This window comes from Sutcliffiella horikoshii, assembly GCF_044809035.1.
Taxonomy (GTDB): domain Bacteria; phylum Bacillota; class Bacilli; order Bacillales; family Bacillaceae_I; genus Sutcliffiella_A; species Sutcliffiella_A horikoshii_G.
In genome coordinates this window covers 1,166,208-1,181,755 of sequence record NZ_CP085237.1, presented here as the reverse complement: position 1 = coordinate 1,181,755, position 15,548 = coordinate 1,166,208, and the positions used below count along the sequence as shown (strand labels likewise).

Sequence of the window (15,548 nt, the reverse complement as noted above, 5' to 3'; positions counted from 1 at the left end):
CTTTCAACTTGCTTCTCTATTCCTCTCTAAGCATAGCACTTGTGTCTTCCTTTCGGCAATGGATGAACCAAATTCATCAACGTTTAATGACTGCTTCTTTCATTGAATCAAAGCTAAAGACAAGGTTCTTTGGATCGGTTGTCATTTTCTCTTTAATATGTTGATGACAGGTGAAGAAAAGGAATTGATATCCTTGGAGAGCCAGCCTGTTAATCAACTCAATACCTAAGTTTGTTCTGTGATGATCAAAATTAACAAAACTGTCATCCATTAAGAACGGAAGTTTTTGTTGATCACTCCATACCTGAGCGACAGCGACACGGATGGATATATACAACTGTTCCACTGTTGCCTGACTTAATTCCTTTGGTTCAAATTTCGTCCCATCTTCATGCTGCACCATGAGCGTCCTTTCATTCTCCTCATCAAGCAACCTAATATAGTTACCTTTTGTGAGGAAACGGAAGTTGTCAGAAGCATATTGTAGTACTTTTGGAAGCTTAACTGTCCGGTAATAGTCCATCGTTTTGGCTAGAAGATGGGATGCAGTGGCATGGATTGCCCACTTTCGTGCATGCTCCTGTAACTTACTTTTCGATAACTCGAACTGTTGCACAGCTTCTGAATATGTTCCTGTTTCCTCTAACAGACGAATGGTCTCTTTTATTGCCGTTTTATTTTCGACAAGTTTACTTTGTTTATCTTTTATCGTCTTAAGGGTTTCTTCTAGCTCCACCTTCTCCGAATCCCACATTTCCATCGGCTTACTTTCCTTAAGTTGTAACTGATAGGATTTTTCCATTTGAGCTAACTGACTTTTAAGGAGAGAGACCTCTTTCTCAAGCTCTGCTTTTTCTGTATACTGCTGATTCTTATGACGATACTCTTCCTCATTTTTCACTTCTGCTTGTTCATACAGATATTGAATCTGCTTGTGCGCTTCAAGAGCATGAAGAGACAATCCATCCATTTCTTCCTTTAATTCGTTTATTTGTACTTGAATCCGTTGTTTTTTTATCTGATTTTCTCTGTTTTCTTCCACATCTAGACGTAATTGTGTGAATGCTTCTTCCAGAGACATCGTTGCATTGTAACCACGGTTTTCATCTAAAAGAAACTTTACCTGATCCTCAAATTTCTGTATTACATTTTGATAGTGGGATTGTTTTTCCACTAGCCCCTTTTTATCTGAAATCGCTACTTTCAACAGAAACACTTTGTCGTAAGCTTCTTCCATAAAATTTGGCGAGATTTTTTCAAGAGTTAGTGATGAGGTCCATTTATTCCAACGATCCTGAAATGAGAAGTTCTTTCCTTCCCACTCTTCAAATTGATGAATAATTCTATTATATGTCCGATCGCATTGGGAAAGTAGCAGTCGTTCCTTCTGCAGAAGCTGAATGACCTGTTCATCCTTTGCCAATGCTTTCTGATACTCTTCCATTTCTCCATACTTATCCGCTGAATAAAGCTTACTTCTTAGTAAATCTAGTTTACTGCGCATTGCTTCCTTTTCTTTCAGAAGCTCGTTGCGGTTATTTTTATTATTGTTCTTCCTGCCAAGGATGAAAGAAAGGGAGCAAAATAGAATCAAACATAGGAGAGAAGCTATCACCTGTTCTTGGATATAAAAATAAGTAGCACCTGCAATCCCGATTAAAAGACTTGCAACCGCTGTTTTCTTCCTTTTTCTGTCCTCAATCTGATCGTTCTTTTTCTGCATATCAAGCTGTTTATCTAATTGATGCAGTAATTGTTCTGTGAGATGAATCTCGTTATGCAAAGAGTCCTTTTTTTCTTCCTCAACCATTTCCCTCATTTTTATTGCTTTATCGTTTGGAAGCTGTTCTTGCTCGAGAGCTTTTATCCGTTCTTCCTGCGCCTCAAGTTCCTCTTTTGCGAGTTGGAACTGTTCATCTAACCGTTGTTTCTGAATATGAAGCTCATGGTGGTTTTTTAATAGATCACGCAATGACCCTTTTGATGACAAGCTGGTGGGTAATGATTCTATCTCCTGATACGTTTTATTAGTCCATTCCAGATCTTGTTTCCAGCCATCGATGCGCTGGTCCAACTGTGTTATTTCAGTAGCTAGCAGAGACAATTGGCCTTTGGTTTGTTGATAGGTCGGAAGGAAAGCTAGCAGACCTTTTATTGATTCTTCTTTTTCAAGAAGGTCTTCATTTATTCGTATCTGTTCCATTTCTTGCTTTTTTTCTTGGTAATCTTTTGATAATTTTTCAAGTTTTGATTGATAGAATACTACCTCTGTCTGCCATTTATCTAATCTTGCCAAACCATCCTGCGGAAACGATTCAACCTTCGTGTAATCTACCAGTTGCATTTCGAGAATTTCTAATCTGTTTACTAATGGTTGAATCGTGAGCATTGCTTCTTTCTCTTTTATTCGTTTCTCCACATCTTCTTTTTTAATTTGTGTTTCTTTCCAGGTTTGTTCATAGTGATCTAAATCATGTTGCAACCGATCATATTGCCCCATCTTTTCTTTCCACTGCTGAACATTTCGTTCTTCTTCTTTTAAAGAAGTCAACAATTGATTGATGACGGGCTTTCTTCCGTTAGGTTTAAAACGCTCTTCTTGCTCTTTTGTTAACTCTCGAGATAGTTTATGCAGTTGTTCACTTCCCATCAGTCCTGATGAAAATAAATAACTGCCAAGTTGCTCAGAATCTATGAGTTTTAGATTTTGGATGTCCATAATATTAAAGGAGAAAATACCCTTATACATCATTTTATCCAGGCCACCCAGCAGATCATTCAAGTCAAAGTGATTGCCCTGCTCATCTTGAACAGTAACATCCCCGGCGGATTTACCTGCGACCCGTTCAATGGTAATTTTCCTATGATCATCGGTTTCAATAATTAACTTTCCGCCATACTTAAAGCCCTTTTTAGGAACATAGCGCAAGTCTTGTTGATTTTTGGAAGGAAATCCAAATAAGATAGCTTGGATAAAAGCCATCACAGTTGATTTTCCCGCCTCATTTTCACCATAAATGACCTGGATGTTTGGTGATAGATTTTCCATTACCACATTTTCCAGTTTTCCAAACCCATAGATATGCAAGCCAGTAATTTTCAATCTATTCACCTCTTCTCGCTTTCCAAGAACTTGCTGACAAGCCATTGCTCCGCCTCTTCCACTATCGCTTTTTCTTCTTCCTCACTCCATATTTCCATATAGCGGCTCGCTTCAGAATGTCTCAGCAACGGAGCTAATGCTTCTTTCACGTCAATTTGCTCTACCATGGCATAAAAATCTTTATAAAAAGTTTTTTCCTGCAATTCTTCTTTTGAATACGATACTACTGTTTGCACCTGCAAGGAGTATATATAAACAAAAGAGGACTTATTCTCTTCTTCTTCATTAAAAAGAAGTAGTAGCTCTTCTTGATTATTTTCATCTTGAAGAAAATGATGCAGATCTCCGTTTCCAGTCAAAATAAGACGCAGTAATTTCCCCTTTCCTTCCAACCTCAGATTTTCCAATGCTTGTTTTGTTTCCCCGATAAGATGGTCCACTGTTTCTATACCGTTAATGGGAACCTCGAGCTCTTCCCAATGAATGACGGATGTTTCAATGAATGTAAGTTCAGGAATACCATCTTCCAACAGTTCAACCAGATAGCAGCCTTTGTCGCCTTGTTCTTTTCGGTGCCGTCCTTGGATATTTCCTGGGTAGACGACGGGAGGATGATGATGCAAAATTTCACGTTTATGTATATGGCCCAATGCCCAGTAATGAAAATTCTTATTAAGAAGATCCGGTAAGTTGAATGGTGCGTACGGATCATGATCTTCCCTTCCAGAAAGATTGCCATGAAGCATCCCGATATGAAAAGGGATCATAGCGTTTTCTATTTGATAGTAACTTGTCATATTTTCGTTCATATGCCTTTGCTTATAGCTGAATCCGTATATACAGACTAGCTCCTCTTCGTCTTTTACATATGTCTTGCACTCTACTTCTCCAGAAAAAATATGTACATTATCCGGGTACTGAAAAAGTGTGTGTGCATCTGTAAGATAGTCGTGATTTCCATGGATGATATACACTGGTATTCCAGCTTCTTTTAATCGCAAGAACTCTTTTCTAAGTGTCGCTTGGGCGATTAGGCTTCGTTGCTCTAAATCAAAAAGATCTCCTGCCAATAATATAAAGTCCACCTGGTAACTGATGGCAGCATTTATAAGCGTTGTTAGTGATTGGAAGGTGCTCTTTCTTATCTGATCAAATATTTGTTGGGGAAGATGGCAAAGTCCTTTAAATGGACTGTCCAGATGCAAATCTGCAGCATGCAGGAAGCGAATTTTCTTCATTATAGATTCAACCTCTTCTCTAATCGTCTTTCCTTATTTTATCATGAATGAAATGCGAATGCACGTTCGGTTTACATGTGTGAGAATAAAAAAACATGCGGGACTTTTTCATAAAGTCCCGCATGCTTGATTACTTGTTTTTTGTCAGTTGCAATGCTTTCTTGATATCTTTGAGGGAAGATGATTTTCCGTACATCAGGACTCCACCGCGGTACACTTTAGCACCAAATATGGCCAGTAAAACAATGGTTGCTACCAGAAGACCAATGGATAAGCTGATTTCCCAAATTGGTACATTCAACATACCTACACGCAAGAACATAATCATTGGTGCAAAGAATGGAATGAATGACGTTATTTGAATGAAAGAATTATCCGGGTTACCTAAGCCGAACATGGAAATCATAAAGCCTGCCACTATCAATAAGGTCATCGGCATGATCATTTGCTGGATTTCTTCTATTCTACTAACAAGCGAGCCCAAGAAAGCGGCAAACGTAGCATATAAGAAGTATCCTAGCAGGAAGAAGACGACGGCGTACACAAACGTTGCTACAGGCAGATCGCCAACGCCGAAGAATTCAAATACTCCTCCTGCTTCTGTCATCCCTTCAAGATTTCTGCTTAATGAAGAATAGCCGACAAGTATCCAAAAAGCTAGTTGCGTTAAACTTAATAGCGCTATTCCAAGGATTTTCCCGAACATATGCATAATTGGAGACGCTGATGAGATTAAAATTTCCATGACACGGGAAGATTTCTCCACGGCCACCTCCGTTGCAATCATGCTAGCGTAAAGAATTACCGAAAAATAGATAACAAACAACAGGACATACACCAATCCACGAGCCTGGTTCAATTCTTCTGCTGACTTTGCGGACTCTTCCAATGCTACAACATCAAAATTAATCGGCGTATAAAGTTGGGCGATTTCTTCCTGTGATAATCCAAGTTGACTTGTTGCCAGTTCATTTTTAACCTGCTGAAGCATCACCTCCACTTGTGTCATCGTTTCAGAATCAGTGATGGAGGCAGCTTTGTACACGCCAGATGGCAAGCCGTTTTGATCTGTTGATAAAACAAGAAGCCCGTCATACTCTCCCTCTGTCACTTTATTTTCGGCATCTGACTCATTTGAAACAATCTCAAGGTTCAAATTGCTGTTGGGATTTGTTGCAAGTTGCTGTTCTAACAATGGTACGATAGCGCCTTCTTCATCTATTACCGCCACGACTTTGTCTTCCTGTTTGTCAAAAACATCGATAATGGATTGAATGTTTGTAACACCCACAATGAGTAATGTCGTCACCAAAGTGGAAATAATGAAAGATTTAGATTTCAGCTTGCTCATGTAGGTGTGCATTAAGATGATCCAAAATTTATTCATGGTAAGAAGCACCCACCTTTTCTATGAAGATATCATTCAAGGACGGTTCTTCCAAAATGAATTTTCGGATATAGCCCTTACCTGTTATTTGTTGTAGCAATGTCTGAGAGACATCTTCATCTTCCACTTGAAGAATCATGCCTTCCGCAGTCTGCTTTGTTTTGGTAACTCCAGCGACATTCGCTAAAAACGCTAAATCAAAATCAGCATGGATGATGACATTCTTTTTCCCGAATGAACGCTTAATGTCCCTTAGCGAACCATGCACGACAGGCTGACCATGATGCATAATGCATAAATGCTCACAAAGCTCTTCTACATGCTCCATCCGGTGACTGGAAAACACGATGGAAGTTCCTTGCTTTTTCAAGTCCACAACGGCTTCTTTTAAAAGCTCTACATTTAATGGATCCAAGCCACTGAAAGGTTCATCAAGGATGAGCAATTTAGGATTATGGATGGTGGACGCGATAAACTGGATTTTTTGTTGATTTCCTTTTGAGAGCTCTTCTACTTTTTTATTGAGATATTGCGGTACTTTGAAACGCTCCAGCCAGTAATCCAGCTGCTTCAGTATTTCCGCTTTCTCCATTCCTCGCAATCTCCCCAAATAAATCATCTGGTCCTTAACCGTCAATTTGGGATAAAGGCCCCTTTCTTCCGGCAAATACCCTACCAGATGACTTTCTCTATATGTAATTGGTTTCCCTGCCCACGAAACCTTACCTGCTGTTGGCTCCAATAATCCAAGGACCATTCGGAATGTGGTTGTTTTCCCTGCTCCATTAGCACCTAAGAACCCAAACATTTCGCTTTCCGGTATCTCAAGGGTCAAATTATTGACTGCGACATGCTTGCCAAACCTTTTCGTTACACCATCTATCTGTAATGCCATGACGTTATCCCTCCTATGTTTTACAGTAACCTATACGATTGAAAAACTAAATAGTTTCATAGAACTTTTACATTTCAAGAAACTTTTAGTAAAATAAAAGCAATGAATGGATATTCATTTTACAGACACGGAGGGGACACTCATGGGGAAATATACGTTAACAGTCTTTAGCAAAAGCGGAGAAACATTACTGGATGAAAGTTTTGAAGCCGCCACTGAAAAAGAAGCAAAAACAGTAGGAGAAAAAAGATTAGAAGAATTAAATTACCTCGACACTACACACCGTTGCACAAATGCAAGCGGGAAACTAGTTTTATTTCACAGATAACTAATAAACGCATGGAGATAAAGTATTACATCTCCATGCGTTTTCTGTTCCAATATCTATTGAAAGCAAAAGTGGTAAAGAAAACTATTCCCATTATCACAGAGCAAGATAACAGCAGTTGTGTAGAAGTTAAGTCCAGAAATTTCGCCAAGGAAACGGAATAGGCGAGCACTAAAGTAGTCAAAAGCTTTGACAAGGACGCTATTACAAGAAACCTTTTAAAAGAGACAGCTCCAATGCCCGCCCCGACACAAATTATTTCATCAGGTAGAACTGGAATTATAAATAAGAGTGCAAGAATCACCGTCTCATTTTTCCTAACATATTCTTGATATCTTTTTAGATGTTTTTCTTTTACCAGTTTAGAAGCCACTTTCATACCGCCATACCTTGCAATGAAGAACATAATGATGATGCCTGTCAATGTTCCCGAAAAACCAAGATAGAACGAAGCGGATGCCCCAAAAGCCACGCTCCCGGCTGGAATGGTCAACGCCTCAGGAAGCGGTAAAATAATCGGTTGAGCCATGCAGAGCAAGAAAAAGAGGAATTTAGCCATAGAACCATATTCTAAAAGTATGTTCTCCAATCCCTTATACTCCGCGATCACCATGAATTTACTTATATAATAAACCATGAATATTATAAAAGTGATTCCAATCAACATAGAAAAACTGATATTTGTTATTCTGAAGTACCTATGTTGCTTACTAAGCAGTACCACTGTATCTACAACTAGCATGACAAATATGAGAGACAATAACAGTATTCTATATATGGGAAGCAATGTTGGAAAAAGAGCCAAAATCATATATCCGAGTACACATGCAAAAAGTATATGCAACAAGCCTGTTAATGGCACTTTGCTAGTTTCCATTAAATGCACATAAACCACTCCGTTTTTCTTTGATGATATTTAGTATAAGTGGTGTTCTTCTTATTGGTAATGTACTGGAGGATTATGTGTATGTACGACTGTGGGCTTAGAAGAAATGGCTGTTATATACAAAAGCTGCCCCTTAATGAAGGAGCAGCTTTTCATATTCATTTCCCGCTAAATTGCGGCTTTCTCTTTTCAACAAAAGCACGAATACCTTCTCTATGATCTTGAGACACCCTCATTCTACGCTGGGCATTCTTTTCCAACTCTAGAATTTGTTCCAGGCGTGGCAAGGATTGCTTCGTGTAGATCAACTTTGTTTCCAACATCGCTTGCAAAGGAGCTTGGAGAAGTGCTCCAACCCTATGAGAAATTTCCTCTTCCATTTGATCTCCTGCCAAACTATCAACAAGCCCCAATCCATGGGCTTCTTCTGCAGAAATCGTTTTACCTTCCCAAATCATCTGTTTAGCTTTCGCTTCACCAAGACGTTTTTCCATGAAGAAGTGACCGCCGCCATCTGGGATTAGACCGATCTTAATGAAATTCATAGCTAGTTTTGTAGAAGTGTGAGCAACAACGAAATCACTCGCAAGTGCAAAACTTAAGCCCAGCCCTGCAGCTGCACCATGAAGGGCACTGATAGTAACTTTAGGCATGGTGTAGAACTTAGTGACGATGGAGCCAATTGTATCCATCACCTGGTCGAAGTCCCCTCCAACATTTTCTTGGAGCATCATTTTGATATCTCCACCGGCACTGAACGCATTCCCACTTCCTTTGACAATAAGCACTTTCACACCTTCATTTTTCGATACTTCATCCAGAACACGTTCTAATTCCCCTAACATCTCCACGTTCATAGCATTTAACGCCTCAGGTCTATTAAGCTCCAGTACCGCAACCGGCCCCTGATTCAACACATTAACCGTACTCATACCAGCACACCCTTTCAAACCGCTAATTAGTTTTAATTTTCAGAAATATTAAAGTTCTGTGCGGGGTCAGACCCCCGCAGGAATTTCTCTCTTAATCTCGAATAATTCCTTTACTGTTGCCTAGGAGGACTTGTTTGCCTTTTTGGTTGGTGTAGATGGATGTGACGTTGACTTGTTTATAGCCTTCTTGTTGTTGGACATTGGTGAGGGTGGCTTCACAGGTGATGGTGTCGCCTGTAAAGACGGGACGGAGGAATTCCATGTTCATTTCTCTTGCAATATAGTTCAGGTCTCCCCCTATTTTGGTACCGATACTTGCTGTCAACAGGCCATGAACCATTAGCCTGCCTTGCTCATCTTTTTCTACATGATGCCTGCCTTGATCTCCTGAAACCTCTCCAAATTGAAGGATTTCTTCCACAGTGAATGTTCTGGAATAGGTCAGTACTTCACCTGTTTCAAGCTTCATCCCATTCCCCCCTCTAAGATATATATCTAGTATAATATGAAAGCGCTTAAAAATGAATGATTATTCACTCATAAATTAAAATAAAAAAGCAAGGATTTTTCATCCCTGCCCATAAGTTAGTTTCTAGCTGGAAAGAGCTCTTCCAGAATCCGAATTTTTTCATCCGTATAATGCTCAAATCCATCATTATATGATTTGGGATCTTTCGGATTGGCAAAGCGAGTTATCTTTCCTGTTTCAGGATGGACAAACTTACTTGATGCCCCACACCCGAGTCCAATGATCGTCTGTTTCTCTTCCATGATCATGATGTTATAAATGCTATCCTGGCCTGGCAATGCATATCCTACATTCTCCAAATTACCAAGGATATTCTTCTGACGGTACAGATAATATGGTACATAGTTGTGATTTGTGGTCCACTGTGTCGCCATATCCATCATCTTTCCGATTTCATATCGATCTGCTACCTTGTATCGATTCTTGTTCTGTGTCATTTCAGAAGCGCGTTTAAAAGACAAAGTATGGACCGTCAAGGATTCGGGCATCAGCTTTTCCGTCTCTTCCAACGTATGAGTGAACTCTTCCACCCCTTCGCCTGGCAAGCCGATAATCAAGTCCATGTTGATATTATTCATACCCATTTCACGTGCAAGGTGAAATTTTTCGATGGTTTCCTCCACAGTATGATGGCGACCGATCGCTTTCAATGTTTCTTGCGTATAAGACTGCGGGTTGATGCTGATGCGGTCAATATTCCACTTTTTCAACACTTCAAGCTTCTCTGGTGTAATCGTATCTGGACGTCCGGCTTCCACTGTTACTTCGCGAACTTTTTCCATGTCAGGGAATGAAGCATACATCTGCTCGTAAAGCATGTCCATCTCCTCTGCCGTGATACTTGTAGGCGTGCCACCGCCATAATAAACAGTGGTGATCTTAATTCCTTTTTCCTTCAACCAGGCACCTATAGCATCGATTTCATGGTGTAGCCCGCCTAGGAAGGAGTCCACTTTCCCCTGCTTCCCGTTGATGGCATAGGCTGGGAACGTACAATACGCACATTTTGTAGGGCAGAATGGGATCCCGATGTAAATACTGACTTCTTCTCCCAAGTCATGCAAATCTGGCACAACATCCAACTGGCGATCTACAATCTGCTGCATCAACTCTATCTTTTCATCTGTAATTAAATAATCTTCTCTGAGCTGTTGATGGACTTTCTCTTTGGCCTCTCCCTTTTGAAGCTTGGAGTGAAGCAGTTTCGTTGGTCGGATCCCCGTTAAGATCCCCCACTTCTGAATAATTCCCGTATGCTCTTGTAAAAGAGTTAAATAAACATAGGACACGGCTTGTTTTTTACGACGAAAGCTTTCTTTTTCATCTGAATGGCCCAATTCTTTCTCATGGGAACAAGACAGTTCGCCGAGTTGTCCACTTACAATAAACGTGGTGTTTTTTTCTTCCACCTCGAACGTTACCTTTAGCTCGGATGTAGCATCTTCTCCAAGCACCACTTCTGTTTCTTCAAAAAATAAATCCGCAATCAATGACAGCGGACGCTGATATCTATCATCATGCAAACCTTTTATAGCAATCTTCAAGTTAATCACCTTTCACACTTGCCTTATTTTTCAGCAAGATTTTTCACTCCCACTAGTGTAACGGATGTAGCCGATGCATATCAAGAAAATACCGTTGGAAAAGAAGTAGTCATGACAAGAACAAAATCGCTAACGCGATCTAAAACCAAACCACCCCAAGCAAGATTTTAATCTATTGGTACTTATCTCGCTTTTCGCATAGCTCTGAAATATTGGCATTGGTCGGATTTCCTTTGCACTTCATCTTTGACCATTTCAATGATATTTCATTTTTACCAAGGTCTTCATAACGGTGATGAGGACCTCTCTCCTCCTTTTTTCTCGTCACTGAGGTCTTCATCCCTACGAACAAGAATGATCCTGAAGGCGATTCCAGCATTCCATTATTTTATAACTTCCTGGTAGACAAAAATAGACAGACTCCACTTACAGAGTCTGTCTATTCCCTACTATATTTTCATTTTATTTAAAAACGCGATGCGTTGCTGTTTACGGAAATGTTCTTTAATCATATAGGCGACACCGTTTTCATCATTTGTCCGAGTAATCCAGTCAGCCGCAAGCTTCACTTCTTTTGGGGCGTTCCCCATTGCAACACCAAGTCCGGCCACCTCAATGATTGGCAGGTCTTCCATCGTATCGCCAATGACAACCATTTCTTGCGGAGAGATTTTCAACACTTCACCAAGAGCTAACAAACCATCCATCTTCGTACCGCCATCAGGTAAAATATCTACTTTTCCGTCGGCATGCACAAGAATTTCTATCCCTTCAAATGCAGATTTCAAGGTTTTTAATACTCGTTCTCTCTCTTCTGGTTCTGTAAAATACACCTCTATTTTCGGTGGGGCAATGGGATTGTCAATCAATGTATCCCCCAAGGATTCTACAAATTGCATCGGATAGATTAATGGATCACTAGAACCGAGTACTGCTCTTGCCATCAGGTTGTTTGCACCTCGAAGTCTATTTCCAATTGAATATCTTTCATGCAAGATCCTAACGGTACAATCATAATTTTCAAGCACTTGCACAAGATTGAATGTCTTATCCTCTGACAGACGCTTCACATGAAGAGGCTGCTCCAGCTTGGAGGCAATAAAAGATCCCCCGTGTGTCACTAAAAATGTATCAAGTTTCAAAGATTTGGCCACTTTTTTTGCAAAAGCGAAGTTTCGGCCGGTCACAAGAGTTACGTACACTCCCTTGTTTTTCACATACTCTATCGCTTCTTTCGTTTCCTTTGCCAATCTTCCATTTGATTTCAATAGCGTTCCATCTATATTGATGGCGAGCAGACGGTATATCATGGAGAGACCTCCTTATCTAAGATGTTTGTACTTATTGATATGAGTATGAGGAAAATGAGGGAATTAGAACATAGGGAGTATCAGGCAGGGAAAAAATGAGGAAGAAAAAAAACGCACCTTTAATTAGATGCGTTTTTTCTGACAAGCGTATTTTCGTCCATTAGTTTGCGGAGTCTACATCGCTATATAATTCTTCTAGAGGCTTCATGATGATTTTGTTTAATTCGCTTACCATCATGCTCATGCGTTGCTCTGCTTCCATCAGTTTCGCAATCGCTTCGTTTTGTTGTACAACTGCCACTGTTTTTTGAGCTTGTTCTACTTCTTCTTGTGTAATTTCTTGGCCGCTCATTTGTTTTTGTTGAAGTTCAAGTTGGATGTTGCGGAAGTTTTCAAACATTCTTTTGGTTGTTTCGTCTGCGAAAACCTCTTTATATAAAGTTTGTAGATTTTTGAACTCATCACTTTCTTTTACTGCTGTTTCTAGGTTGTACGCTACATCGTATACGTTGTTTGCCATTTGTACGTCATTCCTTCCTTTTTTGCCCATCTTTCAGGCATGCTAGTGACCAGTATAACAAACATGCCATAGTCATTCAAACCATAAGGGGGATTCTATATTACTCATGTAGATTTCCGTTTCAGGTATTCGCTTTCCGCGGGACGGTGTTTGAGCTTCCTCACTTCGTTGCAGGGTCTCAACCAACCGTTATCCCCCCGCTGGAGTCTCATACCTTACACTTCAATCTACAGGGAAATTCCTCTATCTCAAAGTAATAAAACCAGTAATCCCTGTAGTAGTCCGATAAGTCCACCAAGTAGGGCTCCGAGGTAGGTGATTAGTTTTAGTTCGCGGCGGGAGACGGAGAGGACCATTTCTTCCACTTCTTGAAGAGAGAATGATTCCACCTGATCGCGCACCACTTCTTCGAGTTTTAGTCTAATAAGAAGTTCTTCCAATTTTTCAAGCAGAAGCTCGCTCCCAGTCGAAAAGGCAGAAGGTATAAGTTTATCCATGATCCATGGATAAATTGGTTCTATCGCTTCCTTCACCGTTTTGTTCATCCATTTCGGAACATCCACCGTGCGTTCTACTACTGTATGAAGCGAGGTGAGAATGGCTTCGCTGGAGATTCTTTTTTCCAGATCCTGCACCTCCATCTCCTTTAATTTATTCCATTCGCGGTATAAGACATTTATTAACACATCTTTTGTCCCGTCATGCTTAAGAAATTTAATGATTTCTGGTTGCACTTTATCGACCAAAGGATAATTCCCCATGAACATCTGCACAACACTTCCCAATTTTCCCCTGGTTGCAATAAAGTCATTGATCATCTTAGACAGCTGACGCTTGCCTTCCACACTTTCAAAATGGTGGATTGCTTTGTTCAAAACGAATTCAGAAACTGCCGGAATGTTACTCTCCACAGAATGCAATAAATGAGCCGGCAATATTTGTTGAATTGGTTTCAAACGCAACTGTGCCATAACCTCTTCATATTTACTGTCCACAATTTGATGCAAATTTTCTTGAAAGAGTGTTTCGGCATCCTCTATCCCGAACTTCTTTAATATCTCTTGGACGCTGATTCCTTTTTCAAAGTATCGATCCAATTCTTCTTTTATCCATTGCTCGGACTTTTCCTGAAAAGAGCTGTTCATTAATCTTCTCTTCATACTTTCTGCAGTCAAGAGATGTTCCATCACCAATTTCCCAAGTTGATCTGCAAGTTCAGATCTTCTTTTTGGTATCAAGCCTGGTGTAAATGGAAGCCTTTTTCCAAAAATAAAGATTGGCCTATAAGGTCTGAACAGCATACGAATCGCTAGGGAATTGGTAACCCCTCCTATCAAGGCGCCAATCACCATCATCATAACCACAACAAACAAGATATCCATCTATCGTCAACCTCTTTCTAATCACCGATTTATCTACTTTTCAATACTATAGATTGTGGGGCAATTTCCCCTGTTTCTCCTAAAATTTCTAACCTTAGACAAAAATGAGGGAAAAACATGAATTTTCAAGCAGCAAGAATAATTCCTATTGAAAATAATACACCTGTACCAATTATACAAATAAGTGAGGCTTTGGCAAAAAGATTAAAGCTTCCTGAAAATATATCTCTATGTTCCATCCAATGCAGCAGGAATACAATGACATGTAATATCGTAACTATCAATATAGATGAAAACGTGCTGAGAATGGATCGAACCGTCCAAAAAGCCTTATTACTTTTCGAAGAGGAACGAAGATACCTAATCACCTATAATCATAACTTAAACACACTCCATATAGGTCCTGTCATCGCACTCCTCACTGAGATTGGGATAAAGGATGATGAATCTATTGACCTTAAATCCATTGAAGAGTATTGCATGGAACTTGCCAACTATTCCGAAGATATCGGTGCCATTTTCTATGTGTTCGCCCTTCATAACCAGTGGATGCAAAAAAATGTGGAAGGCTACTACTTGGATAACAACAGCTGGAACAAAGCCCTGCTTCCATATCCTCAAGTCGTGCACAACCGACTCCATAAACGTACGAATGAGAAGAGTGAAATGTTCCGTGATTTAACCGATCAATTGAATGAATGGGAGATTCCTTACTTTAATAATCATTTCCTAAATAAATGGACCGTCCATGAACAGCTTCAAACAGCAGCACACTTGACCCCTTACTTACCGGAGACGTCCCTATTTTCTGCCAAAAAGCTGGAGTCTTGGTTAGAGATTCATTCTATGCTTTTTCTGAAGCCAATCAAGGGCAGTCAAGGAAAACAGATTTTTAAAGTATGTAAAAATCAAGACGGCTACATGTTAGATTACTCTTCCCTTCAGCAACCTGTATCACAAACATATAGCAGTTTTACTGATTTGTACAAGCGACTTTCTCCTGAAATAAAAAAAAGACAATACATCATTCAACAGGGATTGGATCTCCTGCATCTCGATGCAAGACCCGTTGATTTTCGTTATCTGTGTCATCGAACCGATAATAACCGATGGCAAGTTACATCGTCCACTGCCAGAGCATCCAAGAGCGGCTCATTTGTATCAAATCTTGCACAGGGTGGAGAAATGCTTTCTGTCCAACATGTACTTCGAACCAAATTTGACAAGAAAGAACTTCCACAAATCCGAAAACTTCTAAAGGAATTGGCACTCGAAGTGGCAAACGAAATCGGAGCCGCCTCAGAAGGTATTTTCGGAGAATTGGGCATTGACCTTGCCCTTGATACATTTGGACACCCGTGGATCATAGAGGTGAATACGAAGCCATCTAAAAATCTAGACCAACCAGCAAACGAACGAAGCATCCGCCCTTCTGCCAAGGCTGTCATTATCTATTGTTTATACCTTATACATGAACATTTAAAGGAGAGATAA

14 protein-coding genes are annotated in these 15,548 nt (G+C 40.1%); 2 read left to right on the top strand and 12 right to left on the bottom strand.

Annotation, left to right across the window (positions count from 1 at the left end; genetic code table 11):
- Nucleotides 1–76: 76 nt before the first annotated feature.
- From LG307_RS06290 to LG307_RS06275, 4 genes are all read right to left on the bottom strand, one after another.
- A complete protein-coding gene (locus LG307_RS06290; RefSeq protein WP_404449080.1) occupies nt 77–3,148 on the bottom strand; it encodes an AAA family ATPase in 3,072 nt (1,023 codons plus the stop codon).
- Nucleotides 3,109–4,341 (bottom strand): exonuclease SbcCD subunit D, encoded by a 1,233-nt coding sequence (locus tag LG307_RS06285; RefSeq protein WP_404449077.1) that lies wholly within the window; start codon nt 4,339–4,341, stop codon nt 3,109–3,111. The genes LG307_RS06290 and LG307_RS06285 overlap by 40 nt, the downstream gene beginning before the upstream one ends.
- Nucleotides 4,342–4,471: 130 nt before the next feature.
- On the bottom strand, nt 4,472–5,728 hold the full coding sequence (locus LG307_RS06280) for an ABC transporter permease (RefSeq protein WP_404449075.1): 1,257 nt from the start codon (nt 5,726–5,728) through the stop codon (nt 4,472–4,474).
- Entirely contained in the window at nt 5,721–6,623 is a 903-nt protein-coding gene (locus tag LG307_RS06275; protein ID WP_404449073.1) for an ABC transporter ATP-binding protein, read from the bottom strand. Before LG307_RS06275 ends, LG307_RS06280 begins: the two co-directional genes overlap by 8 nt.
- 142 nt (nt 6,624–6,765) lie before the next feature.
- Here LG307_RS06275 and LG307_RS06270 point away from each other — a divergent pair, with 142 nt between their 5' ends.
- The gene (locus LG307_RS06270) at nt 6,766–6,951 is read left to right on the top strand and encodes a YhzD family protein (protein ID WP_060665306.1); all 186 of its coding nucleotides are present in this window, start codon (nt 6,766–6,768) and stop codon (nt 6,949–6,951) included.
- A gap of 25 nt (nt 6,952–6,976) precedes the next feature.
- On the opposite strand, the gene LG307_RS06265 is transcribed toward LG307_RS06270, so the two are convergent.
- The 8 genes from LG307_RS06265 to LG307_RS06230 form a co-directional block, all read right to left on the bottom strand.
- Complete coding sequence (locus tag LG307_RS06265) at nt 6,977–7,828, bottom strand: TVP38/TMEM64 family protein (RefSeq protein ID WP_404450392.1); 852 nt, start codon at nt 7,826–7,828, stop codon at nt 6,977–6,979.
- 167 nt (nt 7,829–7,995) lie between these two features.
- On the bottom strand, nt 7,996–8,769 hold the full coding sequence (locus LG307_RS06260; protein ID WP_404449071.1) for an enoyl-CoA hydratase: 774 nt from the start codon (nt 8,767–8,769) through the stop codon (nt 7,996–7,998).
- Between the two features lie 91 nt (nt 8,770–8,860).
- Entirely contained in the window at nt 8,861–9,238 is a 378-nt protein-coding gene (locus tag LG307_RS06255; RefSeq protein WP_404449069.1) for a MaoC/PaaZ C-terminal domain-containing protein, read from the bottom strand.
- Between the two features lie 116 nt (nt 9,239–9,354).
- Entirely contained in the window at nt 9,355–10,842 is a 1,488-nt protein-coding gene (locus tag LG307_RS06250) for a coproporphyrinogen III oxidase (protein ID WP_404449067.1), read from the bottom strand.
- Nucleotides 10,843–11,014: 172 nt separating this feature from the next.
- On the bottom strand, nt 11,015–11,170 hold the full coding sequence (locus LG307_RS06245) for a hypothetical protein (protein ID WP_404449065.1): 156 nt from the start codon (nt 11,168–11,170) through the stop codon (nt 11,015–11,017).
- Between the two features lie 121 nt (nt 11,171–11,291).
- On the bottom strand, nt 11,292–12,152 hold the full coding sequence (locus LG307_RS06240) for a Cof-type HAD-IIB family hydrolase (RefSeq protein ID WP_404449063.1): 861 nt from the start codon (nt 12,150–12,152) through the stop codon (nt 11,292–11,294).
- A gap of 160 nt (nt 12,153–12,312) precedes the next feature.
- The gene (locus LG307_RS06235) at nt 12,313–12,672 is read right to left on the bottom strand and encodes a YlbF family regulator (protein WP_060665311.1); all 360 of its coding nucleotides are present in this window, start codon (nt 12,670–12,672) and stop codon (nt 12,313–12,315) included.
- 248 nt (nt 12,673–12,920) lie between these two features.
- Nucleotides 12,921–14,054, bottom strand: a complete 1,134-nt coding sequence (locus LG307_RS06230) for a DUF445 domain-containing protein (protein ID WP_404449061.1) — start codon at nt 14,052–14,054, stop codon at nt 12,921–12,923.
- 117 nt (nt 14,055–14,171) lie between these two features.
- Between LG307_RS06230 and LG307_RS06225 the strand changes: the two genes are divergently transcribed.
- The gene (locus tag LG307_RS06225) at nt 14,172–15,548 is read left to right on the top strand and encodes a YheC/YheD family protein (protein ID WP_404449059.1); all 1,377 of its coding nucleotides are present in this window, start codon (nt 14,172–14,174) and stop codon (nt 15,546–15,548) included.